Genomic DNA, 26,426 nt, shown 5'->3' with positions numbered 1-26,426 from the left:
ACGCGTCACGCGTGCCGCTAGGCCTGCGGCCCAGTTGCCCGTGGCTTCTCCGCCACACATTAGAGACATTTTGGTCTCACTGCCCCGATGCCGCGATTTGGCCATAGGCCTCACCCACAGGAAGCGTCAGAAATAGCGGCGTGACAGAGGTTTGTTACGTGAGGCGTGGCGGGGAGCGCGAACGAGTCCAAATGGATGCCAAGACCAATCTGAAGAGCAAGTTGCCCAGCCGCCACGTCACCGAAGGGCCCGAACGGGCCCCGCACCGCTCCTACCTCTATGCGATGGGCCTGACGACCGCCCAGATCCATCAGCCCCTGGTCGGAGTGGCCTCCTGCTGGAACGAGGCAGCGCCTTGCAACATCTCGCTGATGCGTCAGGCACAGGCGGTCAAGAAAGGCGTCTCAGCCGCCGGCGGCACCCCCCGCGAATTCTGCACCATTACCGTGACCGACGGCATTGCCATGGGCCATGGCGGCATGAGGGCGTCGCTGCCGTCGCGCGAGGTGATTGCGGACTCGGTCGAGTTGACCATGCGCGGCCACGCCTATGACGCGCTGGTGGGTCTGGCCGGTTGCGACAAGTCGCTTCCGGGCATGATGATGGCGATGGTGCGGCTGAATGTGCCGTCGATCTTCATCTATGGCGGATCGATCCTGCCCGGCACCTTCAAGGGCCAGCAGGTCACGGTTCAGGATGTGTTCGAGGCGGTCGGCAAGCATTCGGTCGGCGCCATGAGCGACGAGGATCTGTTCGGGCTCGAGCAGGTGGCGTGTCCTTCGGCCGGTGCGTGCGGTGCACAATTCACCGCCAACACCATGGCCATGGTGTCGGAGGCGATCGGCCTGGCTTTGCCCTATTCCGCCGGTGCTCCCGCGCCCTACGAGATGCGCGACCAGTTCTGCATGACCGCCGGCGAAAAGGTCATGGACCTCATTTTCTCCGGTCTGCGTCCACGCGACATCGTCACGCGGCAGTCATTGGAGAACGCGGCCGCCACCGTCGCGGCCTCCGGCGGCTCGACCAATGCCGCACTGCATCTGCCCGCGATTGCCAACGAGGCGGGCATCGACTTCACGCTGTTTGACGTCGCCGAAGTCTTCAAAAGGACACCATATATCGCGGATTTGAAACCGGGCGGCCGTTATGTTGCCAAGGATTTGTTTGAAGCAGGCGGCATTCCGCTGGTCATGAAAGCTCTGCTCGACGGCGGCTATCTCCACGGCGATTGCATGACTGTGACCGGGCGCACCATTGCTGAGAACCTGAAATCCGTGAAATGGAATCCGGATCAGGATGTCGTGCGCCCAGCCTCGAAGCCGCTGCTGGCGACCGGTGGCGTGGTCGGCCTCAAGGGCAATCTGGCGCCCGAGGGTGCGATCGTCAAAGTCGCCGGCATGCACAATCTCAAGTTCACCGGCCCGGCGCGCTGCTTCGACGGCGAAGAGGCCTGCTTCGAGGCGGTTAAGAACCGCACCTACAAGGAAGGCGAGGTCCTGGTCATCCGCTACGAGGGTCCGCGCGGCGGTCCGGGCATGCGCGAGATGCTGTCGACCACGGCGGCGCTCTATGGCCAGGGCATGGGCGACAAGGTCGCCTTGATCACCGACGGGCGTTTCTCCGGTGCGACCCGCGGCTTCTGCGTCGGCCATGTCGGCCCCGAAGCGGCGATCGGTGGCCCGATCGGGCTGCTGCGTGACGGCGACATCATCGAGCTGGATGCCGAGAACGGCACGCTGAACGTCAAGCTGTCCGACGAGGAATTGGCGAAGCGCCGGACGACGTGGGCGCCACGCGATAACGGCCACGGCTCCGGTTATCTCTGGAAATACGCGCAGCAGGTTGGACCCGCCGTCAGCGGCGCGATCACCCATCCGGGCGCGAAGGCTGAGAAGATCAGCTATGCGGATGAATAATCTCGCACGGATCAGCACTCTGACCTGCGCGCTCTGGCTCGCGCCGGCTTTCGCGTTCGACGGCACCACCACGCCGGCCAATACCAGGCCGGATGTGACCCCGATCGAGGCTTTCCGGTCCGGTGCGGCGTCGCTGAAGGCCGGCGAGAACGACAAGGCTCTGTCGTCGCTGCAATACGCGGCCGATCACGGATACGCGCTCGCGCAATGGAAGCTCGGCCGCATGTATGCCGTCGGTGACGGCGTTCCCCGCAACGAGTTGCGGGCGTTTCAGTTTTTCAGCCGGATCGCCAACACCCATGCCGAGGAGGCGCCGCATCTGCCGCAGGCCCGCTTCGTCGCCAATGCCTTCGTTCAGCTCGGCCATTACTATCTCGACGGCATCGCCGATACTGAGGTGAAGGCCGATCCGGCGCGCGCGCGCGAAATGTATTCCTATGCCGCCTCGTATTTCGGGGATCCGGATGCCCAATATTCACTGGCCCGGCTGTTTCTCGACGGCAAGGGGGTCGCGAAGGATCCGCGCCAGGCTCTGCGCTGGCTGAATCTGGCCGCCAACAAGGGGCAGGGGCGTGCCCAGGCGCTGCTTGGCCACCTGATCTTCAAGGGCGACGTGGTTCCGCGCCAGGCGGCGCGTGGCTTGATGTGGCTCACTCTCGCGCGCGAGAGTGCCGCGAGCGAGAAGTGGGTCGTCGAGATGTATGACGCGGCCTTCAAGCAGGCCACCGACGGCGAGCGCCAGATGGCGGTGCTGTATCTCGAAAATTACATGCGGGGCCGGCGGGACTGAGTGCGAGGCCGTCCTGCCGATGCGGGTTGCCCCGGAGCGGCACCCTATTTCGCCGTTAAATTGAGGTCGATCCAGACCGGCACGTGGTCGGACGGCTTTTCCCAATTGCGTACATGCTTGTCGATGCCCGCGGCGGTGAGCCGATCGGCGGCCCGCGGCGACAGCAGCAGATGGTCGATCCGGATGCCCCAGTTCTTCTGCCAGGCACCCGCCTGATAATCCCAGAATGTATAGAGCCCCGGAGCGTCGGTCACCGCACGGATGGCGTCGGTCAGGCCGAGATGGGTCAGCGCGCGGAATTTCTCGCGAGTTGGCGGACGAAACAGGGCATCCTCGGCCCAGGCGGCAGGATTGTGGACGTCCTCGGGGGCCGGAATCACGTTGTAATCGCCTGCAAGGACAAGCTCCTCCTCCAGCTTAAGGCGTTCGCGCGCGTAGTCATAAAGCCGGTCCATCCAGTTCATCTTGTAGGGATATTTCTCGCTGGCGACCGGGTTGCCGTTGGGCAGATAGATTGACGCGACGCGAACCGCGCCGTCCGGGTGCGCGATCACGGCCTCGACGAAGCGCGCATGATCGTCGGACGGGTCTCCGGGCAGGCCGATCGTGACCTCGTCGAGCGGGTATTTCGACAGGATCGCGACGCCGTTGAAGGTTTTCTGACCATGCACGGCGAGATTGTAGCCCAGCTCCTCGAGCCGATCGCGCGGGAAGGCCTCGTCGGTGATCTTGGTTTCCTGCAGGCAGACGACGTCCGGCTGGCGCTCACTGAGCCAGGCGGAGAGATTGTCCATCCGCTGCCGAATCGAATTGACGTTCCAGGTGGCGATACGCATCGGGGGTGATTGCCAAAAGTTAATGGAAAAGACCGGCGTCCGCCGTCCGGCCGTGTATAGAATTCGCGGTGGCGGTGTTTACCGCACATTGGCGGGATGGGTGCGGTTCTTGCATGGATATGGTACGAGGTTTTGACGGCCCGATCACTCCCGGGCGCGTCAACGCTGTACAAAACTTGAGGGAAACCCTGCGGGAGAATTCGCGCCGGGTCGAGAATTATCCATGAGCGCTCGGAAATGGTCCGTCACGCTGGCCGCGCTGGTTGCCGTGGGCGTTGCCGCCTATGCGGTGCAGCCGTCGCTGTTCGACGGGGTGACCGGTCCGGTCTCGCGGCTGTGGAATTCCGAAGGCGCGACAGCGGAGAAGAAGGGGCCCCCGCCCAGGGTCATCCCGGTCGAGGTGGTCACCGCGACCTTGCGCGAGGTCCCTGTCAGGCTCGAAGCGCTCGGGACCGTGACGCCGATTGCAAGCGTCGCGATCAAGGCGCGGCTCGAAAGCGTGATCACTGCGGTGCATTTCCAGGACGGCGCCATGGTGAATGCCGGCGACCTCCTGTTCTCCCTCGATAACCGCCAGCTCGATGCCGAGATCAAGCGGGTCGAGGCGGTGATTGCGGGGGCTGTCGCCCAGCAGGAGCAGGCGCAGCGCGACGTGGAGCGCTACAACGAACTGGTCAAGAAGAACGCGGTGACCCAGGTCACGCTCAACAATGCCCAGACCCAGGTCAATATCGCGAGCGCGCTTGCCGCTTCGAACCGTGCGACCCTCGAAAATCTCAGGGTGCAGTTGTCCTGGACAGCGATCCGCGCACCGATCACCGGCCGTATCAGCGCGGCCAATGTGAAGGTCGGCAATTTCGTGCGCCCTGCGGACACCGCGCCGCTTGCGACCATCAATCAGATCAAACCGGTTTACGTGACCTTCGGGCTGCCGCAGCGGCAATTGCCCGACCTTCGCAAGGCGCTGGCGGCCGAGACCGCGACCGTCGAGGCGCTGCCGCCGGGCGAGAGCCGCGCCGCACCCGGTCAGGTGACGATGATCGAGAATACGGTCGATCCGTCGACCGGTATGGTCCTGGTTCGCGCGACCATGGACAACACCGACGAGTTGCTGTGGCCGGGCACGCTGGTGAATACGCAGGTGGTCCTGCGCAACGAGAAAGCCGTGGTGGTTCCATCCCCGGTGGTGCAGGTCAGTCAGGCCGGACCGTTCGTATTCGTGGTCGAGAACGGCGTTGCCAAGGTGCGCAACGTGACTGTCGGGCGCACCATCGACATGCAATCCGTGATCACCAAGGGACTGGAGGGAGGCGAGACAGTCGTGCTCGACGGTCAGCTGCAACTCGTCGATGGCTCGCGGGTCGCTCCGCGCAGCAAGGGGAAGCCTGGAGCCTGAGATGAACCTATCCGAGGCCTGTATACGCCGGCCGGTGATGACGACCCTCATCACCGCATCCTTTATAGTGTTCGGATTTTTCGCCTATAAATTGCTGTCGGTCTCCGCGTTGCCCCGCGTCGACTTTCCGACCATCGAAATCACCGCAACCCTGCCGGGAGCGAGCCCGGAAACCATGGCGGCCTCGATCGCGTCTCCGATCGAACGCCAGCTGACCACCATCGCCGGCATTTCGTCGATGTCGTCGTCGTCCTCGCTGGGCACGACCCGCATCACCATCCAGTTCGATCTCACCCGCAACATCGATGCCGCAGCGCTCGACGTGCAGACCGCGCTCACCATCGCGCAGCGGCGTCTGCCGGTCGAGATGACCACCCCGCCGAGCTTCCGCAAGGTGAACCCGTCCGACTTCCCGGTCCTGTTCATCGCGGTGCGGTCCGGTACCTTGCCATTGTCGGCCGTTCACGAATTTGCCGACACCGTCATTGCGCAGTCGATTTCGCAGCTGCAGGGCGTGGCGCAGGTGCTGGTCTATGGCGCTCAGAAATTCGCGGTGCGGGTTCAGGTCGACCCGGAAAAGGCGGCTGCGCGCGGACTTTCGCTCGACGACGTCCGCCAGGCGGTGTCCAAGGTCAATTCGTCGGTCCCGGTCGGCACCATGTCGGGGCCGCAGCAGAACATCACGCTGCAGGCGCCGCCTCAGCTCGACAAGGCCGCCGACTACGAGAACGTGGTGGTCGCCTGGCGCAACGGCGTGCCGGTCAAGCTGAACGAAGTCGCGACCGTGTTCGACAGCGTGGAGAACAACAAGGTCGCAAGCTGGTTCAACGGCGAACGTTCGATCGTCCTCGCGATCCAGCGGCAACCGGACGCCAACACGGTGGCCGTGGTCGATGCGATCAAGGACCGGCTGCCGTCCTTGCGGGCGGCGATCCCCGCTTCGGTCGAGGTCGAGATGCTGATGGACCGCTCGCTGTCGGTTCGCCAGGCCGTCGCCGACGTCCAGGGGCACATGTTCATCGCGCTGGTGCTCGTGCTTCTGGTGATCTTCCTGTTCCTGCGCAAGCTGTCGGCGACCATCATTCCCGGCCTGGCGGTGCCGATCTCGATCGTCGGCACCTTCGCCGTCATGTATGTGCTCGATTACTCGATCAACAACATGACGCTGCTGGCGTTGACGCTGTGCATCGGCTTCGTGGTCGACGACGCCATCGTGATGCTGGAGAATATCGTCCGCCATATCGAGGGCGGCATGCGTCCGTTCGAGGCGGCGTTGAAGGGTTCGCGCGAGATCGGATTCACGATCGTTTCGATTACGCTGTCGCTGATCGCGGTGTTCATCCCGGTCCTTCTGATGGGCGGAATCGTCGGCCGCGTCTTCCGCGAGTTCGCGATGACGATCTCGATCGCGATCATTATTTCCGGCTTCGTGTCGCTGACGCTGACGCCGATGCTGTGCGCCCGCATGCTCAAGGGGCATGACCCGCACGAAGCCGAGAAGAAGCCGTTCTTCCTGCTGCGCTGGTTCGAGTCGATGTTCAACAGCTGGCTGCGCGGCTATGAATGGACGCTCGACAAGGCGATCAAGTACAAGCCGGTCACGCTGGTGATCACCGTCGCCACGCTTCTCGGCACGGTCTGGCTCTATTACATCTATCCGAAAGGTCTGTTCCCGACCGAAGACACCGGCTTCATGATCGTCGTGACCGAGGCTGCGACCGACACATCGTTCGAAGCCATGGTGGTGCGGCAGGCGAAGATCGCCGAGATCATCAAGCAGGACAAGGCGGTCGAGTATATCAACTCGACGGTCGGCGCGAGCGGACCGAATTCAACCGCCAATTCCGGCCGTATGTTCGTCGTGCTGAAGCCAAAGAACGAGCGCGAGCCGATGCGTGCGGTGATCGGACGCCTGATGCGTGCGACGGCGGGCGTGCCCGGCATCCAGGTGTTCCCGCGGCCGATCCAGAACATCAATATCGGCGGGCGCATCTCCAAGAGCGAATACCAATACACATTGCAGAGCGGCGACACGAATGTGCTCTACAAGGTGGCGCCCGAGCTCGAGCGCAGGTTCGCGCAGCTGCCCGAATTGCGCGATGTCACGACCGACCTCTACATCAAGAATCCGCAGTTGCTGGTCGACATCGACCGCGAGAAGGCCGCCGTCTACGGCATCACCGTCGACCAGATCCGGCAGGAATTGTTCAACGCCTTCGGCTCGCGGCAGGTGTCGACGATCTATACGCCGTCGAACGACTACCAAGTCATCATGGAAACGCTTCCGAAATTCCAGGAAGACCCGGCCTATCTGTCGAAGCTGCGCATCAAGACGTCGACCGGCCAGACCATCCCGATCGAGTCGGTCGCAAAACTGGTGCCGACCGTCGGACCGCTGCAGGTCAACCACCAGGGCCAGCAGCCGTCGGTCACCATCTCCTACAATGTCGCGCCTGGCTTCTCGATCGGGCAGGCCAACGAGGCGATCAAGCGGGTCGAGAGCGAAGCCAATCTGCCCGCCACGGTCACGTCGAGCTGGCAGGGTGCGACGCAGGTGTTCGAAGACGTGAAGAAGGGGCAGGGCCTGCTGATTCTCGCAGCCGTGTTCGCCGCCTATGTGGTGCTCGGCATCCTGTATGAAAGCTTCATTCACCCGATCACCATCATTTCGGGTCTGCCGTCCGCCGGCATCGGCGCGATCCTGACGCTGTGGCTGTTCGGCATGGACCTGTCGGTGATTGCGATCATCGGCATCATCATGCTGGTCGGTATCGTGAAGAAGAACGCGATCATGATGATCGACTTCGCGATCGATCGGCGGCGCGTCGGACTTTCAGCCGAAGCCGCGATCCGCGAAGCCGCGCTGCTGCGTTTTCGTCCGATCATGATGACGACACTGGCCGCGATTTTCGGCGCGCTGCCGATTGCGCTCGGCGCCGGCGCCGGTGCGGAGCTTCGTCAGCCGCTCGGCATCGCGGTGGTCGGCGGACTGTGCCTGTCGCAATTGCTGACGCTCTACATCACGCCGGTGATCTACATCTATCTCGACCGCTTCGACCGCATGCTCAAGCATCGGCTGGAGCCGCAACTGGTCGAGGTGCCCGACGTGGAGCGACCGCGCGCGGTCGCCGCGGAGTAGGCCGCGCGATCGTCGTCGGCTCGTTGTTGACCCGCGCAATGCGGGCGCGACGGCATGGTTCTTGCTGTCATGTCTCCGAACCCTTCGGAGACAATGCATGCGTCGCTATCCGCTTTTTGCCCTGCTCATTTTGCTGGCAGCACCGCCCTCGGCCTTTGCAGATTCGTGGCCGTCGAAGCCGATCAAGGCGGTGGTGCCGTTCGGCGCCGGCTCCGCGACCGATATCATCCCGCGCATCGTGTTCGAACAATTGCAGGCCCAGCTCGGCCAGTCGATCGTGGTGGAGAACCGCGGCGGGGCCGGCGGCACCATCGGCGCGGCGCAGGTCGTGAAGTCAGACCCCGACGGCTATACGTGGCTGGTGCACTCCTCGGCGCATACCGTTGCGCCCGCGCTTTACCCCAATCTGCCGTTCAAGGCGGACAGCGATCTCGTTCCGATGTCGATGATCGGCAGCGTGCCCAATGTGCTGATCATCTCGCCTGAAAAGGGCATCAAGACGATTCAGGACTTCGTCGCCTACGGCAAAGCCAATCCGGGCAAGCTGAACTTCGCCTCGCTGGGCGTCGGCTCGGCCGTTCACATGAGCGCGGAGCGTTTCCGCGCCAGTGCGGGCTATGACGCCGTGCATATTCCGTTCAAGGGGGGCGCCGAGGCGCTGTCAGAGGTAATCGCCGGTCGGGTCGATTACTATTTCTGCCCGATTGCGACGGCGCTGCCGCACATCCAGTCGGGCAAGCTGCTCGCGTTGGCGGTGAGCTCCAAGTCGCGTGCCCCGCTGTTGCCCGACGTGCCCACGACGCTTGAAGCCGGTTTTCCCGATTCGGATTACACGCTGTGGGTTGGCATTCTCGGACCGACCGGCACCCCGAAGGGCGTGACCGAGAAGCTGAATGGCGAAATGACGAAGGCGCTGGCTGCGCCCGCCTTGCGCGAGAAGCTCGACAAGATCGGTGTGCAGACGATGCCGATGTCTCCGGAAGAGTTCGGAGCCCTGATCAACGCGGAGATAAAGACCTACGGTGACTTCGTGAAGAAAAGCGGGATCAAGGTGAACTGAGGTGTCTTCATCCGGGCGCGCCTGACCGGCGCGGCCCGGACCCGCTACAGCGAGAAGCTGGTGCCGCAACCGCAGGACGACTTGGCGTTCGGATTGTTAATCTTGAACGCGGCGCCGATCAGGTCGTCGACGAAATCGATCTCCGAGCCGGCCAGAAACCCGACCGAAACAGGGTCGATCAGGATCGTCGCATTCTCCCGCCCGAGCGCGAGATCGTCGTCGGCGCGCTCGCGCTCGACGTCGAACTTGTACTGAAAGCCCGAACAGCCGCCGCCCTCGACGCTGACTCGCAACATCGCGCCCGCCGGTTCCTTCGACAGGATCTTTGCGATCTTCGAAACGGCGCGTTCGGTGACGGAGACGCTTCCAGCGGTCATGGTGGCTTCGGTCATACCCGATAGTTAGGTGCGCCGGCCGGTTCCGTCAATTCGCGCAAGGCTGCTCCAGCCGGGCGCCGGGCCGTAACGGGGATGGGCCTTGCGCCCGGCGCATGCGGGCGTAAACCAGCCGCATGGCGATCCAGTCCGCTCCGCGTGCGCACTATGCCTCCGACCCGGCGTTGAGCCGGGGCCGGATCGTCGCGGAGCCGTCGAGCCCCAGCCGTAACGATTTCCGGCGAGATTGCGACCGCATCATTCATTCCGCCGCCTTCCGCCGGCTGAAATACAAGACCCAGGTGTTCGTGTTCCACGAGGGCGACCATTACCGCACCCGGCTCACCCACACCCTGGAAGTGCAGCAGATTGCCCGCTCGCTGGCCCGGGTGCTCGGTCTCGACGAGGATCTCGCCGAGGCGCTGTCGCTCGCCCATGACCTCGGCCATCCGCCATTCGGGCATATCGGCGAACGTGCGCTGGATGAAGAGCTCGCGCCCTATGGCGGCTTCGACCACAACGCGCAGGCGCTGCGGATCGTGACCGCGTTGGAGCGCCGCTATGCCGATTTCGACGGCCTCAATCTCACCTGGGAAACGCTGGAGGGCTTGGTCAAGCATAACGGCCCGCTGACCGACCGCAGCGGCAAGGCGACCGGCCGCTATCGCGAGCGGGGCGTGCCGCAAACGATCCGAGATTTCCAGGCGATCTGTGACCTGCAACTGTGGAGCTATGCCAGCGCCGAGGCGCAGGTCGCCGCCATCTCCGACGACATCGCCTATGACGCCCACGACATCGACGACGGCCTGCGGGCCGGCCTGTTCACGATCGACGACCTCGATCAGGTGCCGTTCGCCGGCGGCATCGTGCGCGAGATTCGCAGGCTTTATCCGGGACTGGAACCGGCGCGCTTCGCGCATGAACTGATCCGCCGGCTGATCACCTGGATGATCGAGGACGTCGCGGCGGAATCCGCGCGCCGGCTGGACGCACTGGCGCCGATGTCCGCCGACGACCTCCGCAACGCGCCGGATGCCGTCATCGCCTTTTCCGCCGCGATGGCCGAGGCCGAACGCGGGATCAAGGATTTCCTGTTCCCGCGCATGTATCGTCATGAGCGGGTCATGCGGGTCATGGATGAGGCCGCGATCGTCGTGCGCGACCTGTTCCGGCATTTCACGGAGCGGCCGGGCGACATGCCGGACGAATGGCGCAGCGGACTTGCCGGGGCTGACGCGGCTGTGCGCGCGCGTCGCGTCGGCGACTTCATCGCCGGCATGACCGACCGCTTCGCGCTTCAGGAGCACCGGCGCTTCTTTGACTTGACCCCGGAACTGCGTTAGTCCGCGCCCGCTCATCCGACCCTTGCGTCGGTCCGACCTTTGCGAAAGCCGATGGCGAACCACATCCATTACGACAATCTGTTTGCCACCATGCTTGGCCGCGTCGTTGCCGCGAACGAGGCGTTGATCGCGGCCGGCGTATTGCCCGGCGGCATTGACCTCTCGCGCATCGCGGTCGAACCGCCGCGCGATCCGAGCCATGGCGACATGGCGACTAACGCAGCGATGGTGCTGGCCAAGGATGCCGGCCGGAAGCCACGCGAACTCGCCGACGCGCTGGCCGAAAAGCTGCGCGTCGATCCGCTGATCGAGAAGGTCGACATCGCGGGGCCCGGCTTCATCAACATGACCTTGAAGCATGCGACCTGGCTCGGCGCGTTGCGCGCGGCGATCGCGGCCGGCACCGATTTCGGCCAGAGCCGCATCGGTCGGCGCAACAAGGTCAACGTGGAATATGTGTCGGCCAATCCAACCGGGCCGATGCATGTCGGTCATTGCCGGGGCGCGGTATTTGGCGACGCGCTGGCGAGCCTGCTGGCCTTTGCCGAATACGACGTCACCCGCGAATTCTACATCAACGATGCCGGCGCGCAGGTCGATGTGCTCGCGCGCTCCGCTTATCTCCGTTACCGCGAGGCGCTGGGCGAAGACATCGGCGCGATCCCGGAGGGGCTTTATCCGGGTGACTATCTGAAGCCGGTCGGCGTGGCGCTCGCCGAAACATACGGTCGCGATCTCAACCAGAAACCGGAAAGCGATTGGCTGCCGATCGTGCGCCAGACCGCGATCGACATGATGATGACGATGATCCGGGAGGATCTCGCGGCGCTGAACGTCAAGCACGACGTGTTCTTCTCGGAGCGCTCGCTCATCACCGGTGAAGACAAGGTCGGCGCCGTCATCGCGCAGTTGCAAAGCGAAGGCGAAGTCTATGAAGGCCGGCTGCCGCCGCCGAAAGGCGCACCCGCCGACGATTACGAAGACCGCGAACAGACGTTGTTCCGCTCCACCGATTTCGGCGACGACGTCGATCGTCCGCTGAAGAAATCGGACGGCAGCTACACCTATTTCGCCTCCGACATTGCCTATCACAAATCCAAGTTCGACCGCGGCTTCCGCGACATGATCGACGTCTGGGGCGCCGATCATGGCGGCTATATCAAGCGCATGCAGGCGGCGGTAAAGGCGATCAGCAAGGGCGAGGCGGCGCTCGACGTCAAGATCGTGCAACTGGTGAAGCTGTTGCGCGGCGGCGAGCCCGTGAAAATGTCCAAGCGCTCGGGCGAGTTCGTGACCTTGCGGGAAGTCGTGGACGAGGTCGGCTCCGACGCCGTGCGCTTCATGATGCTCTATCGCAAGAACGACGCCCCGCTCGATTTCGACATGGCCAAGGTCAAGGAACAGTCGAAGGACAATCCGGTCTTCTATGTGCAGTACGGCCATGCCCGCGGACATTCGATCTTCCGCCAGGCGCGCGAGGCGTTCCCGACCCTGCCCGACAACGCCGAGGGGCGGCTGGCGCTGCTCTCGGGTGCAGCGATCGAGCGGCTGACCGATGCCGGGGAAATGTCGATCATCCGCAAGATCGCGCTCTATCCGCGGCTGATCGAAACCGCCGCCCAAGCCCATGAGCCGCACCGAATCGCTTTCTATCTTTATGAATTGGCAAGCGATTTCCATGCCCATTTTACCCAGGGAAAAGGCTTGCCTCATTTACGCTTCATTAGACAAGATGATGAACAGTTAACCGTGGCGCGTCTGGCATTGGTCCAGGCCGTCATCACCGTGTTTGCCTCGGGTCTCGGACTGCTTGGCGTGGGGGCGCCGGAGGAGATGCGGTGAGGTCGCGTGTTGCGGCGGGTTCTTGTGGGGCAATCGCTTTTTGATTGAGAGCCTCGTGGGGCGTGCCGCTGTGTAACGTCGAAGTGGATGCAGCTAGAGGGACGGCTGCATCGAACCGGCCCGGTCGAAGAAGGTCGCAGAATGGCGGATAACGATCGTACGCGCGGTTATCGCGACAACGAAACAATCCGACGGCCGAGGCCGTCATCGGATCAGCCGGCAGGCGATCCGCTCGCCGAACTCGCGCGGCTGATCGGTCAGCAGAACGAGTCGGACCCGTATCCACAGCAGACGCGCGCGCCTGCGCCCCAGGTCGGACGGCCAGTCTCCGATCAGGATTTCGCCGCGCCGGATCCGTATGAGCATCAGCCGAACCAGCGTGCTCCGCACTGGCGTCCGTCCTATGCGGCGGATCAGGGCGGGACAGCCGTGGTCTATGGCGACAGCCGCTACGATCCGCGCCGCGCTACCGGTGCGCAACAGGCCCAACCGTCGGCCGAGGCCTATTCGTCGGATCAGGCCTATCCGTCCGATCAACCTTATTCGCCCGACCTCGATGCCGCGTCCTATGCCGATCCGCGTCAGGCGACGACAGCCTATCCGGGTCAGTACGACGATCCACGCTACGGCGATCAGCCTTACGCGGCCGATCCTCGCTATGCCGAACCCGATTATGACGACCCGCGCTACGCAGCGCCGCGCTATGGCGATCAGTCATATGGCGCCGCTCAGGGCTATTCCGATCGAGGCTATACCGATCAGGATTATGGCGATGCGCGTTACGCCAACGGGGCCGGGCACGGCTATGCCGATCCGCGTTATCCCGATCCGCATTTCGGGGCGCAGGATCATGCGCCGTCCTATCCGAAGGCCCCGGATGGATATGCGCCATTCGCCGCCGATCAGGGCTATCCGGCTTACGCCGATCGGGCCGGCGGGCTGCCCCACGGCCAGCCTTATGCCAATGCCCATTTCGGTGCGCCGCCTCCGCCCGCTGCCATGGCGGAAGCCGGTAGCGGTTATTCGCGGGCGAAGCGGCACGGCGGGATGGTCACCGTTCTGGCTGTGCTGGCGCTGGCGGTGGTCGGAACTGCCGCTGCCTTTGGCTATCGGGCGGTGTTCAGCGGGGCGGGCAATGTGGCTCCGCCGCCGGTGATCAAGGCCGATGTCCGGCCCTCGAAAGTGGTTCCGGCGACCGATCCGAACAACAAGCCGATCCAGGACCGGATCGGCGTGAAGACCGAAAAGATCGTTCCGCGTCAGGAAGAGCCGGTGCAGCAGGCCGCGCCCGGACAGCCCCGTGTCATCTCCCCGTTCCTGGCCGGTCAGAACCCGCAGGCTTTCCCGCCGGCGAGTGCGAATGTGGCGCCGACCGGCGGTACCGCGCCCTCCGGCGCCGAGCCCAAGCGGATCCGTACGGTGCCGATCAAGCCGCAGCAGGGCAGCGAAGCGCCCGCGCAGCGCAACACCCGTAGCGCCAGCCCGGCGGCTCAGCAGGATACCGCGGATCAGGCGCCGATGGCGCTCGCCCCCACGGGTTCGGTGTCGCCGCAGCGCCCGGGCGCGCGGGAGGCCCATGCGGCCCTGACCCCGCGCGATACTGGAGCCAGCGGCGGATCGCCGTTCCCGACGCCCTTGCCGGGCAGTCCGGCCAGCGCGCCGGCTAGCGGTCCTTTTGCCGTGCAGGTGACGTCCCAGCGCAGTGAGGCCGATGCGCAGGCTTCCTTCAAGTCGCTGCAGCAGCAATTCCCCTCCGTCCTGGGCAATCGTCAGCCTCTGATCCGGCGGGCCGATCTGGGCGATCGCGGAACTTATTACCGGGCTCAGATCCCGTTCTCGAGCCAGAGTGCGGCCAACGAATTCTGCTCGAGCCTGAAGGCGGCCGGCGGCCAGTGCGTCGTCGCACGGAACTAAATCTCCATTGGATAGCGGCCGTCTGCCGGACGAAGAGCCAGGTGGTTGCTTGACCCCTGAGTCCCGCAGCGGCTAAGCCGCGCCGATGACCGCGCGCGCATTCATTTCCGGCCTGGCCGGCACGGCGATCGGCGCCGATGAGATCGAATTCTTCCGGGAGGCCAGCCCGTGGGGATTGATCCTGTTCAAGCGCAACATCGACAACCCGGCTCAAGTCAAAGCGCTGACCGCTCATTTCCGGGATATCGTCGGTTGGGACGCTCCTGTTCTGGTGGATCAGGAGGGTGGCCGTGTACAGCGACTGGGACCGCCGCATTGGCCGGTTTATCCGCCCGGCGCCGCCTATGCGGCGCTCTATGAACGCGACCGGGCCACTGGCCTTGAGGGCGCGCGGTTGGGCGGCCGGCTGATCGCCGAGGATCTCGTGGCGCTTGGCATCGACGTCGATTGTGTGCCGGTTGCCGATGTTCCGGTCGCCGGCGCTGACCGGGTGATTGGCGATCGGGCCTTCGGCGATACGCCGGAGCAGGTCGCAACGCTTGCGGGCGCACAGGCCGAGGGGCTGATGGCCGCAGGCGTGTTGCCGGTGCTGAAGCATCTGCCGGGCCATGGGCGCGCAACCGCCGACAGCCATCTCGACCTGCCGGTGGTGCATACCGATCGCGCCACGCTGGAAGCGACCGACTTTGCGGCTTTCAGGCCGCTGTCAAGGCTCCCCCTTGGCATGACCGCACATGTTGTGTTCAGCGCCATCGACAAGGCCCAACCGGCGACCACATCGGCGATAATGATCGGCAACGTGATTCGCGGATGGATCGGTTTCGAAGGACTGCTGATGAGCGACGATGTGTCGATGGGAGCCTTGTCCGGCAGCCTGGCCGAACGCAGCCATGCTGCGCTCGCGGCCGGCTGCGATCTCGTGCTTCACTGCAACGGCAATCTCGACGAGATGCGGCAGGTGGCCGGCGCCTCTCGGTTGCTTGAAGGCGAAGCCGCCGCGCGAGCGGATCGCGCACTGGCGCTGCGGCGCAATCGTGTCGACATCGATGTTGCCGCGGCGCGGGCGCGCTTTGCCGAACTCATGAACCAGCCTGCGGCGGGAGCGATTGTCTGATGACCGCCGAGATCATTCCCTTCAATCCCGACCTCGCCGAACGCGCGCCCGACGAGCCCGCGCTGGTGGTCGATGTCGAGGGCTTCGAAGGCCCGCTCGATCTACTGCTCACGCTCGCCCGCCAGCAGAAGGTCGATCTCGCGAAGATTTCCATTCTGGCGCTGGCCGACCAGTATCTCACCTTCATCGAACACGCCCGCAAGCTTCGGCTCGAGCTGGCGGCCGATTATCTGGTGATGGCGGCATGGCTCGCCTATCTAAAGTCGCGCCTGCTGCTGCCGGACGAGAAACAGACCGAAGGCCAGAGCGCCGAGGACATGGCGACCGCGCTGGCCTTCCGGCTGAAGCGGCTTGAGGCATTCCGTGTGGTGGCGCAGAAGCTGATGGATCTGCCGCAGCTTGAGCGCGACACCTTCAGCCGCGGTGCGCCCGAGCCGATCAAGAACGTCAAGCATCCGCAATGGACCGCAAGCCTCTACGATCTGCTGTCGGCTTACTCCGTGCAGCGTCAGAAGACCGCGCTGAACCAGGTCCGGTTCAAGAAGCGGCAGGTCTGGACATTGGCCGAGGCGCGGCAACAGATCGAGCGCCTGATCGGCACGACCGAGGACTGGAGCAGGCTCGATCAGTTCCTGATTTCCTATCTGGTCGAACCGTCCATGGTCGCGACTGTCACGGCGTCGAGTTTTGCCTCCGCGCTCGAACTGGTGCGCGAAGGCGCAATCGAATTGCAGCAGCACGCAGCCTTTGCGCCGCTCTATATCCGCAAGAGCAAGGGCAAGGCTCCGGAGAATTCCGGCGCGGCGGCGCATTAGCGTCCGCGCCTGATGGTGATGGTCCCGGGAATGCCCCGGACAAGGCAGACAGGCTTTTCTATCGAACGGTTCTCCGGTCGGAGAGGGGAGTGACAGAAGGATGCAAGGCTTGGCCCGCAAACTGATGGACGACGAGGAGGAGACTCCCGAGGCGATCCGCCAGCCGCAAGTACGGCCGGACGAATTGCGCATTCTCGAAGCGCTGCTGTTCGCCTCCAAGGAGCCGCTCGACGAGAAGACGCTGGCGGAGCGCATGCCGGAGGGCGTCGACCTCGCGCAGACGCTGGCGATGCTCAAGGACGAATACGCGCCGCGCGGCGTCAATCTGGTGAAGGTCAACGGCAAATGGACCTTCCGCACCGCCAATGACCTGGCCTGGCTGCTCACCCGCGAAGCGATCCAGCCGCGCAAGCTGTCGCGCGCGGCGATCGAGACGCTGGCGGTCATCGCCTATCACCAGCCGGTCACGCGCGCCGAGGTGGAAGACATCCGCGGCGTCACCATGTCGAAGGGCACCATCGACGTGCTGCTCGAAACCGGTTGGATCCGGCCGCGCGGACGCCGCAAGGTGCCGGGCCGCCCGATCACCTACGGGACCACGGAGGCCTTCATCTCGCATTTCGGGCTCGAGCAATTGACCGACCTGCCGGGCCTCGATGAACTGAAGGGCTCCGGCATGCTGGACGGGCATCTGCCGCCGAATTTCTCGGTGCCGATCCCGAGCGACGATCCGGCGTTGCGCGAGGACGAGGACCCGCTGGAGCCGGGCGATCTTGACCTGGGGCTCGCGCCGCGTGCTGAATCCGAGCAGACACAGGAGCAGCCGGCAGACTCTTCGGCTGACGTCCCCGCCGGGGAGCCTGAGGGCCGGCCAGAGGAGTAGATGGCGGCACCCGCCAGTGAGCGTATAGACGCCGGCAGCACGCCAGCCTCGATTGCGGCAAAGCTGTCCTTCGATCATGTGACGCATCGCTACGGCGATGTCGTCGCCGTGCGCGATGTCTCGCTGGACGTCGAGCCGGGCGAGATCATGTGCCTGCTCGGGCGTTCCGGCTGCGGCAAGACCACGCTGCTGCGGCTTGCCGCCGGCGTCGAGGAGCCAAGCCAGGGCCGCATCCTGATCAACGATCGTCCGGTCTCGGAAGGCCCGACTTTCCTGCCGCCCGAGCGTCGCGGCGTCGGCCTGATGTTCCAGGATTTCGCGCTATTCCCGCATCTCACCAATCTCGCCAATGTCATGTTCGGCCTCAAATCGCTCAAGCGGTCGGAGGCCGAGCGGGAGGCGATGCGCGCGCTCGACCGCGTCGGGCTTGCCGCACACGCAGCGTCCTATCCGCACATGCTGTCGGGCGGCGAACAGCAGCGCGTCGCGTTGGCGCGCGCCGTTGCGCCACGGCCGAGCGTGCTGCTGATGGACGAGCCGTTTTCGGGCCTTGATCGCAGGCTGCGCGACGAGGTGCGCGACGACACCATGAATGTGCTGCGCGAAGCCCGTGTCACCTGCATCGTCGTCACCCACGATCCGGAAGAGGCGTTGCGGATGGGCGACCGGATCGCGCTGATGAACCGGGGATCGGTGGTCCAGAGCGGCAGCCCGGAACAGCTCTACACGCAGCCGCGGGACCTGTTCGTCGCGCGCTTCTTCTGCGAATTGAACGAGATTGCCGGAATTGTGCGCGGCGGGATGGTCGAGACCCAGGTCGGTCGCTTTGCCGCACCGGGTCTGGCCGAGGGTTCGGCTGCGGCGGTGGCGATCCGGCCGCAGGCCTTGCGCCTCAGGGCTGGTGGGGCGGGGGCGAGGGCGCGCATCCAGCATCGCCAGTTTCTGGGCCATGTTGACCTGGTTGAAGTGGCGGTTGAGGGGCTTGATTTTCCGCTCAAGGGCCGTCTTTTGCGCGATGCCATCCCGCAGATTAACGATGATCTGCGTCTGGAATGCGACCCAGCCGAAGTCCTTGTTTTTGCCGCCTCTCAAGCCTAGTTTCCGGACATGTCCCGGCGCGTCCCGCCTTGTTGCGGAACAAGGCGCGCCTTCCGGCGATCACGCGGAGGTTTCGCGCTATGGGTTCACTCAGCATCTGGCACTGGATCGTCGTCTTGGTTGTGGTGCTGCTCCTGTTCGGGCGCGGCAAGATTTCCGAATTGATGGGCGACATGGCGCAGGGCATCAAGGCCTTCAAGAAGGGCATGTCGGAGGACGACACGGTCGCCAAGACCGACGACAAGTCCGGCGAGTCGATGAAGACCATCAATGCCGGCACCGACATGAAGCAGCAGGCGGAAACCCAGAAGAAATTCGAGGGTACGGTCTAAGGCAGGACGGCACCGTCGACGCTCGCGGTGTGAAGGGGCGCCATCCGAAAGGGTTGGGCGCCCCTTGGAGTTGAAGGTCCATGTTCGACTTAAGCTGGGGCGAGCTTCTCATCATCGGCATGGTTGCGCTGATCGCCATCGGGCCAAAGGAATTGCCCGGCGTGCTGCGCGGGATCGGCCATTGGATGGGCAAGGTGCGGCGCATGGCGTCGGATTTCCAGGACCAGTTCCGGGAAGCGATGCGCGAGGCCGAGGTCGCGGATCTGAAGAAGCAATTTGACGAGGCCAGCGCCAAGGCGACGTCGGCTTTCACCAACCCGCTTGAGACGGCTCACAAAGAGGTTGAAGCCGCGCTCGGCAGCGAACCCAAAGCCACTGACCGCGCCGCCGTATCGTCATCGGTCTCGACCGCCGACCCCGGCGCCATCGAGCCTTCGGCCAGTACGCCGGCGCCTGAGCCGGATCGTCCATCCATTCAAGACCTCGCGATCCCCGAGCCGGCAGCGGCCGCAGCCGACGCGCGACCCTTGGACATCACGCCAGACAGCGCAAAGCCCGGCGGTGCCGCATGAGCAACCGCGAGCCCGAGGACGAAGACGAGATCGAGCAGAGCAAGGCCCCGCTGCTCGACCATCTGATCGAATTGCGCTCGCGCCTGATCAAGGCGGTGATCGCTTTCGCCATTGCGTTCGTCTTCTGCTTCGCCTTCGCCAAGCAGATCTACAACATCCTGGTCTGGCCGTTCGTCTGGGTAGCCGGCGTCGAGAATTCGAAATTCATCTACACGGCGCTGCTCGAATACTTCCTGACCCAGCTCAAGATCGCGATGTTCGGTGCGGCGTTCATCGCCTTCCCGGTGATCGCCACGCAGATTTACATGTTCGTCGCGCCCGGCCTTTACCGCAACGAGCGCCAGGCCTTCGTGCCGTATCTGATTGCGACCCCGATCTTCTTCTTCCTCGGCTCGATGGTCGTCTACTTTGTCGTGATGCCGCTCTTGGTGCGGTTCTCGCTTGGCATGCAGCAGACCGGAGAGGGGCAGGCCGAGATCGCGCTATTGCCCAAGGTCGGCGAATATCTGTCGCTGATGATGACGCTGGTATTTGCTTTCGGCGCCGCCTTCCAGTTGCCGGTCATCCTGACCCTGCTGGCACGCATCGGCGTCATCACCTCGCAGCAGTTGCGCGAGAAGCGCCGCTATTTCATTGTCGGCGCCTTCGTACTCGCAGCGGTGCTGACGCCGCCCGACGTGATCAGCCAGCTCTCGCTCGCGATCCCGCTGATGCTGCTCTACGAGGGCGCGATCTGGTCGTCGCGGCTGGTGGAGAGGAAGGCGCAGCCGCCGCAGGCAGCCGCCGAGGCGACACCGGCCGAAGGCGCGGGCGGGTAGGCAGTCATATGCGCGGCGTGTTGGCGAACAGCCTGAATTAATGATACGCCGCAGTCTTTCCACCGTCATGGCCTGGCTTGACCCGGCCATCCACGTCTTCTTCGATGAAGCTCCGCAAGACGTGGATGCCCGGCACAAGGCCGGGCATGATGAATCGAGATAACGGTTCGCCATGCACGACATCAAATGGATCCGCGACAACCCGGCCGAGTTCGACCGGCGTCTGATGCGCCGGAACACCGACTTCAAGGGCACGGCGCAACGCCTGATCGATCTTGACGAAACGCGCCGCAAAGCCATCACCGACGCCGAGACCGCGCAGGCCCGGCGCAATGCGGCGTCCAAGGAGATCGGCGGCGCCAAGAAGGCCGGCCGCAACGACATTGCCGATGCGCTGATGGCCGAGGTCAACGCGCTGAAGGAGACGCAGCCGAAGCTCGAGGCCGACGCCAAGGCCGCCGACGAGGCGCTGCAGAAGGCGCTGGCCGAACTGCCGAACCTGCCGCTGGACGAAGCGCCGGACGGCGCCGACGAGCACGGCAATGTCGAGCATCATAAATTCGGAGCCAAACGCGACTACAGGGACTCGCAGGGCAACGACTTCACGCCGAAGCAGCATTTCGAACTGGGCGAAGCGCTCGGCATGATGGATTTCGAACTGGCCGCCAAGCTCTCAGGCGCGCGCTTCGTGGTGCTGACCGGCGGCCTTGCGCGCCTTGAGCGCGCTTTGGGTCAGTTCATGCTCGATCTGCACACCCAGGAACATGGCTATACCGAGGTCAATCCGCCGATCCTGGTGCGCGACGAAGCGATGTTCGGCACGGCGCAGTTGCCGAAGTTTGCGGACGACCAGTTTGCTGTGTACGCGGGCCTTGCGGGTAGGCATCTCAAGCAAGGGATGACACTGACTGACGAAGAGGCAATCAGCGGAAACTTATGGTTGGTACCGACCGCCGAAGTCCCGCTGACCAATCTCGTCCGCGAGGACATCACCGACGAAGCGAAACTGCCGATGCGGCTCACCGCCTGCACGCCTTGCTTCCGCGCCGAAGCGGGAGCGGCGGGACGCGACACCCGCGGCATGATCCGCCAGCATCAATTCACCAAGGTCGAACTCGTCTCCATCACCACGCCCGAACAGGCGATGGACGAACACGAGCGCATGACCGCATCGGCGGAGGAAGTGCTGCGCCGGCTCGGCCTGCATTATCGCGTGGTCACGCTCTGCACCGGCGACATGGGCTTCGCCTCGCAGAAGACCTACGACATCGAGGTCTGGCTGCCGGGCCAGAACATGTTCCGCGAAATCTCGTCCTGCTCGGTCTGCGGCGACTTCCAGGCGCGGCGCATGAACGCGCGCTACAAGGGCGCGGACGGCAAGTCGAAGGGTTTCGTCGCGACGCTGAACGGTTCCGGCGTCGCGGTCGGCCGCGCGCTGATTGCGGTGATGGAAACCTACCAGCAGGCCGACGGCTCGATTGTGGTGCCGGACGCGCTCAAGCCCTATATGGGCGGCATGACAGTCATTGAGAAGAAATAGGGACGGGGCAGGTCTGGAATGAGAATCCTCGTCACCAACGACGACGGCATCCATGCCGAAGGGCTGAAAGTCTGCGAGGACATCGCCCGCGCGCTGTCCGAAGATGTCTGGGTGGTCGCGCCCGAAACCGACAATTCCGGCGTCTCGCATTCGCTGTCGCTGAACGATCCGCTGCGGCTGCGCGAGGTGGGTCCGCGGCATTTCGCGGTCAAGGGCACGCCGACCGATTGTGTGATCATGGCGGTCCGCCACATCATCGCCGACCACAAGCCGGATCTGATCCTGTCCGGCGTCAATCGCGGCCAGAATGTCGCGGAGGATGTGGGCTATTCCGGCACCGTCGCCGGCGCGCTGGAAGGCACCGTGCTCAACATCCCGTCGATCGCGCTGTCGCAGGCCTACGGCCCTGGCAATCGCGACAATCTTCACTGGAACACCGGCCGCAAATTCGGGCCGGACGTGGTGCGGAAGATCCTGGCGACCGGTATCCCGAAGGGTTCGCTGGTCAACGTGAATTTCCCCGATTGCCACGCCGACAGCGTGCAGGGGCTCTCGGTGACCGCGCAGGGCCGTCGCGACCAGGAATTGCTGAGGATCGAGCCGCGCTTCGATGGCCGCACCAATCCGTATTTCTGGATCGCGTTTGCGCGCAAGGGCAAACCGGTGCCTGTCGACGGCACCGACCTCTCGGCGCTCGATCAGAACCGTATTTCGGTGACGCCGCTGCGGCTCGACCAGACCGACACGGCGTTCATGACGAAGCTTGCGGAAGAGTTTGACTAAGACGCTTTACGTTTGCGGCGCGTCGCCACACTCTATCCGCCGCGAAAGCGGGGACCCAGAGCCACGGACGCTGGATTCCCGCTTCGCGGGAATGGAGCGGCGGAGAGAGATGGGTCATGTGGCCATCGAAGAACAAGAATATCGATCGCATGGAATTCCTGCTGACGCTGCGGCGTCGCGGAATTACCGACGGCGCGGTGCTGCGCGCGATGGACGAGGTGCCGCGCGAGATGTTCGTGTCCGAGGACACCAAGGCGCAGGCCTATCAGGATCACGCGCTGCCGATCGAGTGCGGCCAGACCATCAGCCAGCCCTATGTCGTCGCCTATATGACCGAGTTGCTGGAACTGGCCTCGCACCATCGCGTGCTGGAGATCGGCACCGGCTCCGGCTATCAGGCGGCGGTGCTGTCGCGGATCGCCGCCCATGTGGTGTCGATCGAACGCTACCGCACGCTGGCGGAGAAGGCGCGCAAGGCCTTCGACCGTATCGGCTACACCAATATCGATGTTATCCTCGGCGACGGCTTCGAAGGCGCGCCGCAGCTTGCACCGTTCGACCGCATCATCGTCACCGCCGCCGCCGAAACGATCCCCGACGCGCTGGTCGGACAACTGGCCGATGGCGGCGTCATGGTGCTGCCGGTCGGACCGCGCAACGCGCCGCAGCATATCGTACGGCTGCGCAAGAGCGGCGAGGGGATCGAGCGCGAGGACCTGATCGCGGTGCGCTTCGTCCCGCTGGTGGAAGGGCAGGCGAAGGAATTGTGACGACAAGTAATTGGTAACGCTGTTTGTTCACCGCGGATCGTGCGGTCCATTAAGGTTTACGCATACCCTTCGCTTAAAGCCTTATTTACCCCGTGGGTGTTTAACTCAACTCGCTGTTCCGTTGCGTTCGAGTGAGTTGTAAACATGCGTTTTGCTGAGCCCGTTCGCTCGCCCGCCGTGTCGCGTCTGGCTGTCTGCGCAGCTCTCGCCCTTGCGACCGCCGCGTGCTCGAGCGATGCCAATCGCATCGATCAGCCGTTCACCAATCCGTTCACGCCGACGCCGACAACCACCGGATCGGTCGCTCCGCAGCAGCCTGCGCCCGCTCCGGCCTATGGCCAGGTCCAGAGCCAGCCGCTGCCGCCGCAATATTCGCAAGCCTCCCCGCAATATCAGCAGCCGTCGCAGCCTTATCGGCCGGCGCCCGCCTATCAGGCGCCGCAGGCCGCCGTGCAGCCGGCCGCCTATCGTCCGCAGACCGATGCGACCGCTTCATCGTCGCAGAAGAACTGGGACTGGAACGGCGGTACGCCGATCACGGTCGGGCAGAATGAGACGATCCAGACGGTGTCGCGCCGCTATGGCGTTCCGGCGATCGTGATCGCCGAAGCCAACGGCATGACGACCGGCACGCCGATCTATCCGGGCCAGCGCCTTGTCATCCCGAAATACGGCGATGCAGGCCGTTCGGCGCCGCAAGTCGCGGCTGCTCCCGCCGTCACCGGCAGCGTCCGGCAATCGCCGCCCACGCGACCGCTCGCGACACAGGGGCAGGTGCATACCGTCGGTCCGGGCGAGACCATGTTCAGCATCGGCCGGCGGTATAATGTCAGCCCGCTCACGCTGGCTCAGGCCAACCAGCTGCCGCCACACCACAAGCTGCGGATGGGCGAGCGACTCACCATCCCGGGGACGGTCGCGCGCACGCAGCCTCAACCGCAGATCCCGTCGCAGCCGCAGCGTTCGGCGCAGGTCGCGCAGAACCCGGCACCGGCTCCTGTCATGGCGCCGGCTCCTGCGATGGCGCCGGCCCAGCGCGTCGCCGAGGCCCATTCCCAGCCGATGCCGAGCGCTCGCGCCATTACGCCGGCAAAGGAGACTCCGAGCCCAATCGAGCAGGCCAAGGAGGACAAGGAAGAGCAGGTTGCGTCCAACAATGCCGCCGGCTTCCGCTGGCCGGTGCGTGGCCGCATCATCGCCGGTTTCGGCCCGAAGCCGACCGGGCAGCAGAATGACGGCATCAATATCGCGGTTCCGGAAGGCACCCCGGTCAGGGCGTCGGACGACGGCGTCGTCGCCTATTCGGGCAACGAGCTGAAGGGATACGGCAATCTCGTCCTGGTGCGCCATGCCAATGGCCATGTCACGGCCTATGCGCATGCGAGCGAATTGCTGGTGAAGCGCGGCGATACCGTCAAGCGCGGGCAGACGATCGCCAAGTCCGGCCAGACCGGCAACGTGTCCTCGCCACAGCTGCATTTCGAAATCCGCAAGGGCGCGACCCCGGTCGACCCGATGCAGTTCCTGACCGGCGCGAGCTGAGTCCCGTCGGTCCGGCCGGCTGCCAGCGAAGGAGCGTCAGGACAACCTGACGCCTTTCCGTCCGGCGTAATCCTGGATGAACTGCCAGGCCACCCGGCCCGAGCGCGAGCCGCGGGTGGTCGACCATTCCAGCGCCTCGCGCCGCAGGTCCTCGGGATCGCCGGGGACGTCGAAGTGCTTCACATAGCCTTCCACCATCGCCAGGAACTCGTCCTGGCTGCACTTGTGGAAGCCGAGCCAGAGTCCGAACCGGTCCGACAGCGAGACCTTCTCCTCGACCGCTTCGCCCGGATTGATGGCGGTGGAACGCTCGTTCTCCATCATGTCGCGCGACATCAGGTGGCGGCGGTTGGAGGTGGCGTAGAGGATCACGTTCTCGGGCCGCCCCTCGATACCGCCCTCGAGTACCGCCTTGAGCGATTTGTAGGTGGTATCGTCGCCATCGAAGGAGAGGTCGTCGCAGAAGACGATGAAGCGGTAGGGCGCCTCGCGCAGCATCGCCATCAGGACCGGCAGGCTTTCGATATCCTCGCGGTGGATTTCGATCAGCTTAAGCTGGCCGCGCTTGCCGGACGCAGCGTTCACATCCGCATGGGCGGCTTTGACCAGTGAGGACTTTCCCATCCCGCGCGCGCCCCAGAGCAGGGCATTGTTGGCCGGCAGCCCCTTCGCAAATCGCTCGGTATTCTCGATCAGGGTATCGCGCATCCGGTCGATCCCCTTGAGCAGGCCGAGATCGACGCGATTGACCCGCTTCACCGGCACCAGAACGCCGCCGCGATCGGCATGCCAGACGAACGCGTCGGCTGCGCCGAAATCGGGTTTTGCGCCTGCGGCCGGCGACAGCCGCTCGAGTGCCGCGGCGATTCGGTCGAGCGTATCGGGGGCAGCTGCGGCGGTCTGCCGACGTGCCGGCGCGGCGGCGGGCCGCTTGACGCGTTTGGCGGGCTTTCTGACGTTGCGCATGCGGTCGCGCGTCCTCTTGCATTGACTTGCCGCACCCCTTAGCTGGGCCTAAAAAGGCCTGCAAGGCCAGTGATTTGCCGGCGGCTTGCGGCATCTTGGCTTAAACTGGCCGCAACATTGCAATTGGGCGGGCGGCAGCTATAGTCCGCGCCGTTTTGGGCGCGGTGTTCGCGCCGGACGACACGCTCAAAGAGGCCGTTCGATGCTGATTTCGCCCGCTTATGCGCAGGCCGCCGGTGGTGATGCCAACTCGATGCTGGTGTCCCTCCTGCCGTTCGTTTTGATTTTTGTGATCATGTATTTTCTGATCCTTCGCCCGCAGCAGAAGCGGGTGAAGATGCATCAGGAGATGGTCAAGAACGTACGCCGCGGCGATACCGTCGTCACCTCGGGCGGGCTGATCGGGAAGGTGACCAAGGTCATCGATGACGACCAGCTCGAGGTCGAGCTTGCCGATGGCGTCCGTATCCGGCAGGTGCGCCAGATGATCAGCGACGTGCGCGCCAAAGGCGAACCGGTGAAGGACGAGAGCTGAAGGCAGTTTCCGGCGTACAGGGGCGCGCCTGACTATTCCGCCACAACG

Annotated in this window: 23 protein-coding genes; 20 read left to right on the top strand and 3 right to left on the bottom strand. The window is 64.4% G+C overall.

The window, feature by feature from the left end; translation table 11 throughout:
* Window positions 1-191: 191 nt before the first annotated feature.
* Both ilvD and AC5I5I_RS16920 read left to right on the top strand, forming a co-directional pair.
* Complete coding sequence (ilvD, locus tag AC5I5I_RS16925) at window positions 192-1,916, top strand: dihydroxy-acid dehydratase (RefSeq protein ID WP_495975094.1); 1,725 nt, start codon at window positions 192-194, stop codon at window positions 1,914-1,916.
* The gene (locus AC5I5I_RS16920) at window positions 1,909-2,706 is read left to right on the top strand and encodes a tetratricopeptide repeat protein (protein ID WP_495975093.1); all 798 of its coding nucleotides are present in this window, start codon (window positions 1,909-1,911) and stop codon (window positions 2,704-2,706) included. Before ilvD ends, AC5I5I_RS16920 begins: the two co-directional genes overlap by 8 nt.
* 44 nt (window positions 2,707-2,750) lie before the next feature.
* Here AC5I5I_RS16920 and xth read toward each other — a convergent pair whose 3' ends face one another.
* Complete coding sequence (gene xth, locus AC5I5I_RS16915) at window positions 2,751-3,542, bottom strand: exodeoxyribonuclease III (RefSeq protein WP_495975092.1); 792 nt, start codon at window positions 3,540-3,542, stop codon at window positions 2,751-2,753.
* A 223-nt stretch (window positions 3,543-3,765) separates the two neighbouring features.
* Between xth and AC5I5I_RS16910 the strand changes: the two genes are divergently transcribed.
* The 3 genes from AC5I5I_RS16910 to AC5I5I_RS16900 all read left to right on the top strand — a co-directional run bounded on the left by AC5I5I_RS16910 (window position 3,766) and on the right by AC5I5I_RS16900 (window position 9,137).
* Window positions 3,766-4,938, top strand: coding sequence for an efflux RND transporter periplasmic adaptor subunit (locus tag AC5I5I_RS16910; protein ID WP_495975090.1), 1,173 nt, complete (start codon window positions 3,766-3,768; stop codon window positions 4,936-4,938).
* A gap of 1 nt (window position 4,939) precedes the next feature.
* On the top strand, window positions 4,940-8,077 hold the full coding sequence (locus AC5I5I_RS16905; RefSeq protein WP_495975088.1) for an efflux RND transporter permease subunit: 3,138 nt from the start codon (window positions 4,940-4,942) through the stop codon (window positions 8,075-8,077).
* A gap of 97 nt (window positions 8,078-8,174) precedes the next feature.
* Window positions 8,175-9,137, top strand: a complete 963-nt coding sequence (locus AC5I5I_RS16900; protein ID WP_495975086.1) for a Bug family tripartite tricarboxylate transporter substrate binding protein — start codon at window positions 8,175-8,177, stop codon at window positions 9,135-9,137.
* Window positions 9,138-9,181: 44 nt separating this feature from the next.
* On the opposite strand, the gene erpA is transcribed toward AC5I5I_RS16900, so the two are convergent.
* Entirely contained in the window at window positions 9,182-9,529 is a 348-nt protein-coding gene (gene erpA, locus AC5I5I_RS16895; protein WP_495975084.1) for an iron-sulfur cluster insertion protein ErpA, read from the bottom strand.
* A 119-nt stretch (window positions 9,530-9,648) separates the two neighbouring features.
* Between erpA and AC5I5I_RS16890 the strand changes: the two genes are divergently transcribed.
* The 14 genes from AC5I5I_RS16890 to AC5I5I_RS16825 all read left to right on the top strand — a co-directional run bounded on the left by AC5I5I_RS16890 (window position 9,649) and on the right by AC5I5I_RS16825 (window position 24,877).
* The gene (locus AC5I5I_RS16890) at window positions 9,649-10,854 is read left to right on the top strand and encodes a deoxyguanosinetriphosphate triphosphohydrolase (RefSeq protein WP_495975082.1); all 1,206 of its coding nucleotides are present in this window, start codon (window positions 9,649-9,651) and stop codon (window positions 10,852-10,854) included.
* Window positions 10,855-10,905: 51 nt separating this feature from the next.
* Entirely contained in the window at window positions 10,906-12,696 is a 1,791-nt protein-coding gene (gene argS / locus AC5I5I_RS16885; protein ID WP_495975080.1) for an arginine--tRNA ligase, read from the top strand.
* A 141-nt stretch (window positions 12,697-12,837) separates the two neighbouring features.
* The gene (locus AC5I5I_RS16880; protein WP_495975078.1) at window positions 12,838-14,610 is read left to right on the top strand and encodes an SPOR domain-containing protein; all 1,773 of its coding nucleotides are present in this window, start codon (window positions 12,838-12,840) and stop codon (window positions 14,608-14,610) included.
* A gap of 85 nt (window positions 14,611-14,695) precedes the next feature.
* A complete protein-coding gene (gene nagZ / locus AC5I5I_RS16875; protein WP_495975077.1) occupies window positions 14,696-15,724 on the top strand; it encodes a beta-N-acetylhexosaminidase in 1,029 nt (342 codons plus the stop codon).
* The gene (locus AC5I5I_RS16870) at window positions 15,724-16,539 is read left to right on the top strand and encodes a segregation and condensation protein A (protein WP_495975076.1); all 816 of its coding nucleotides are present in this window, start codon (window positions 15,724-15,726) and stop codon (window positions 16,537-16,539) included. Before nagZ ends, AC5I5I_RS16870 begins: the two co-directional genes overlap by 1 nt.
* A 100-nt stretch (window positions 16,540-16,639) precedes the next feature.
* Window positions 16,640-17,422, top strand: coding sequence for an SMC-Scp complex subunit ScpB (scpB, locus tag AC5I5I_RS16865; protein WP_495975075.1), 783 nt, complete (start codon window positions 16,640-16,642; stop codon window positions 17,420-17,422).
* Window positions 17,423-18,520, top strand: a complete 1,098-nt coding sequence (locus AC5I5I_RS16860; RefSeq protein WP_495975074.1) for an ABC transporter ATP-binding protein — start codon at window positions 17,423-17,425, stop codon at window positions 18,518-18,520.
* 80 nt (window positions 18,521-18,600) lie between these two features.
* On the top strand, window positions 18,601-18,852 hold the full coding sequence (locus tag AC5I5I_RS16855; protein ID WP_495975073.1) for a twin-arginine translocase TatA/TatE family subunit: 252 nt from the start codon (window positions 18,601-18,603) through the stop codon (window positions 18,850-18,852).
* Between the two features lie 80 nt (window positions 18,853-18,932).
* Window positions 18,933-19,424 carry a Sec-independent protein translocase protein TatB gene (gene tatB / locus AC5I5I_RS16850; protein WP_495975072.1) on the top strand — a complete coding sequence of 164 codons (492 nt, stop codon included), beginning with the start codon at window positions 18,933-18,935 and terminating at the stop codon, window positions 19,422-19,424.
* A complete protein-coding gene (tatC, locus tag AC5I5I_RS16845; RefSeq protein WP_495975071.1) occupies window positions 19,421-20,242 on the top strand; it encodes a twin-arginine translocase subunit TatC in 822 nt (273 codons plus the stop codon). Before tatB ends, tatC begins: the two co-directional genes overlap by 4 nt.
* Before the next feature lie 172 nt (window positions 20,243-20,414).
* A complete protein-coding gene (gene serS / locus AC5I5I_RS16840; RefSeq protein WP_495975070.1) occupies window positions 20,415-21,782 on the top strand; it encodes a serine--tRNA ligase in 1,368 nt (455 codons plus the stop codon).
* A gap of 18 nt (window positions 21,783-21,800) precedes the next feature.
* Entirely contained in the window at window positions 21,801-22,565 is a 765-nt protein-coding gene (gene surE / locus AC5I5I_RS16835) for a 5'/3'-nucleotidase SurE (RefSeq protein ID WP_495975069.1), read from the top strand.
* Between the two features lie 116 nt (window positions 22,566-22,681).
* Window positions 22,682-23,335, top strand: coding sequence for a protein-L-isoaspartate(D-aspartate) O-methyltransferase (locus tag AC5I5I_RS16830; protein WP_495975068.1), 654 nt, complete (start codon window positions 22,682-22,684; stop codon window positions 23,333-23,335).
* 144 nt (window positions 23,336-23,479) lie between these two features.
* Window positions 23,480-24,877 carry a peptidoglycan DD-metalloendopeptidase family protein gene (locus tag AC5I5I_RS16825; protein WP_495975067.1) on the top strand — a complete coding sequence of 466 codons (1,398 nt, stop codon included), beginning with the start codon at window positions 23,480-23,482 and terminating at the stop codon, window positions 24,875-24,877.
* Between the two features lie 36 nt (window positions 24,878-24,913).
* On the opposite strand, the gene AC5I5I_RS16820 is transcribed toward AC5I5I_RS16825, so the two are convergent.
* Window positions 24,914-25,843, bottom strand: coding sequence for an ATP-binding protein (locus AC5I5I_RS16820; protein WP_495975066.1), 930 nt, complete (start codon window positions 25,841-25,843; stop codon window positions 24,914-24,916).
* 202 nt (window positions 25,844-26,045) lie between these two features.
* Between AC5I5I_RS16820 and yajC the strand changes: the two genes are divergently transcribed.
* On the top strand, window positions 26,046-26,378 hold the full coding sequence (gene yajC, locus AC5I5I_RS16815) for a preprotein translocase subunit YajC (RefSeq protein ID WP_495975065.1): 333 nt from the start codon (window positions 26,046-26,048) through the stop codon (window positions 26,376-26,378).
* Window positions 26,379-26,426 lie beyond the last annotated feature (48 nt).

It is taken from the genome of Pseudorhodoplanes sp. (assembly GCF_059499825.1).
The sequence above is the reverse complement of the archived record's forward strand: the minus strand, read 5'-3'. Positions and strand labels throughout refer to the sequence as shown.

Coding starts and splice junctions, on each gene's coding strand:
- AC5I5I_RS16820 (WP_495975066.1), bottom strand. CDS start 25,843: ATGCGCAACGTCAGAAAGCCCGCCAAACGCGTCAAGCGGCCCGCCGCC.
- AC5I5I_RS16870 (WP_495975076.1), top strand. CDS start 15,724: ATGACCGCCGAGATCATTCCCTTCAATCCCGACCTCGCCGAACGCGCG.
- AC5I5I_RS16920 (WP_495975093.1), top strand. CDS start 1,909: ATGAATAATCTCGCACGGATCAGCACTCTGACCTGCGCGCTCTGGCTC.
- serS (WP_495975070.1), top strand. CDS start 20,415: ATGCACGACATCAAATGGATCCGCGACAACCCGGCCGAGTTCGACCGG.
- xth (WP_495975092.1), bottom strand. CDS start 3,542: ATGCGTATCGCCACCTGGAACGTCAATTCGATTCGGCAGCGGATGGAC.
- scpB (WP_495975075.1), top strand. CDS start 16,640: ATGCAAGGCTTGGCCCGCAAACTGATGGACGACGAGGAGGAGACTCCC.
- AC5I5I_RS16905 (WP_495975088.1), top strand. CDS start 4,940: ATGAACCTATCCGAGGCCTGTATACGCCGGCCGGTGATGACGACCCTC.
- ilvD (WP_495975094.1), top strand. CDS start 192: ATGGATGCCAAGACCAATCTGAAGAGCAAGTTGCCCAGCCGCCACGTC.
- AC5I5I_RS16880 (WP_495975078.1), top strand. CDS start 12,838: ATGGCGGATAACGATCGTACGCGCGGTTATCGCGACAACGAAACAATC.
- AC5I5I_RS16830 (WP_495975068.1), top strand. CDS start 22,682: ATGTGGCCATCGAAGAACAAGAATATCGATCGCATGGAATTCCTGCTG.
- AC5I5I_RS16860 (WP_495975074.1), top strand. CDS start 17,423: ATGGCGGCACCCGCCAGTGAGCGTATAGACGCCGGCAGCACGCCAGCC.
- AC5I5I_RS16890 (WP_495975082.1), top strand. CDS start 9,649: ATGGCGATCCAGTCCGCTCCGCGTGCGCACTATGCCTCCGACCCGGCG.
- tatB (WP_495975072.1), top strand. CDS start 18,933: ATGTTCGACTTAAGCTGGGGCGAGCTTCTCATCATCGGCATGGTTGCG.
- AC5I5I_RS16910 (WP_495975090.1), top strand. CDS start 3,766: ATGAGCGCTCGGAAATGGTCCGTCACGCTGGCCGCGCTGGTTGCCGTG.
- tatC (WP_495975071.1), top strand. CDS start 19,421: ATGAGCAACCGCGAGCCCGAGGACGAAGACGAGATCGAGCAGAGCAAG.
- AC5I5I_RS16900 (WP_495975086.1), top strand. CDS start 8,175: ATGCGTCGCTATCCGCTTTTTGCCCTGCTCATTTTGCTGGCAGCACCG.
- surE (WP_495975069.1), top strand. CDS start 21,801: ATGAGAATCCTCGTCACCAACGACGACGGCATCCATGCCGAAGGGCTG.
- AC5I5I_RS16855 (WP_495975073.1), top strand. CDS start 18,601: ATGGGTTCACTCAGCATCTGGCACTGGATCGTCGTCTTGGTTGTGGTG.
- AC5I5I_RS16825 (WP_495975067.1), top strand. CDS start 23,480: ATGCGTTTTGCTGAGCCCGTTCGCTCGCCCGCCGTGTCGCGTCTGGCT.
- nagZ (WP_495975077.1), top strand. CDS start 14,696: ATGACCGCGCGCGCATTCATTTCCGGCCTGGCCGGCACGGCGATCGGC.
- erpA (WP_495975084.1), bottom strand. CDS start 9,529: ATGACCGAAGCCACCATGACCGCTGGAAGCGTCTCCGTCACCGAACGC.
- argS (WP_495975080.1), top strand. CDS start 10,906: ATGGCGAACCACATCCATTACGACAATCTGTTTGCCACCATGCTTGGC.
- yajC (WP_495975065.1), top strand. CDS start 26,046: ATGCTGATTTCGCCCGCTTATGCGCAGGCCGCCGGTGGTGATGCCAAC.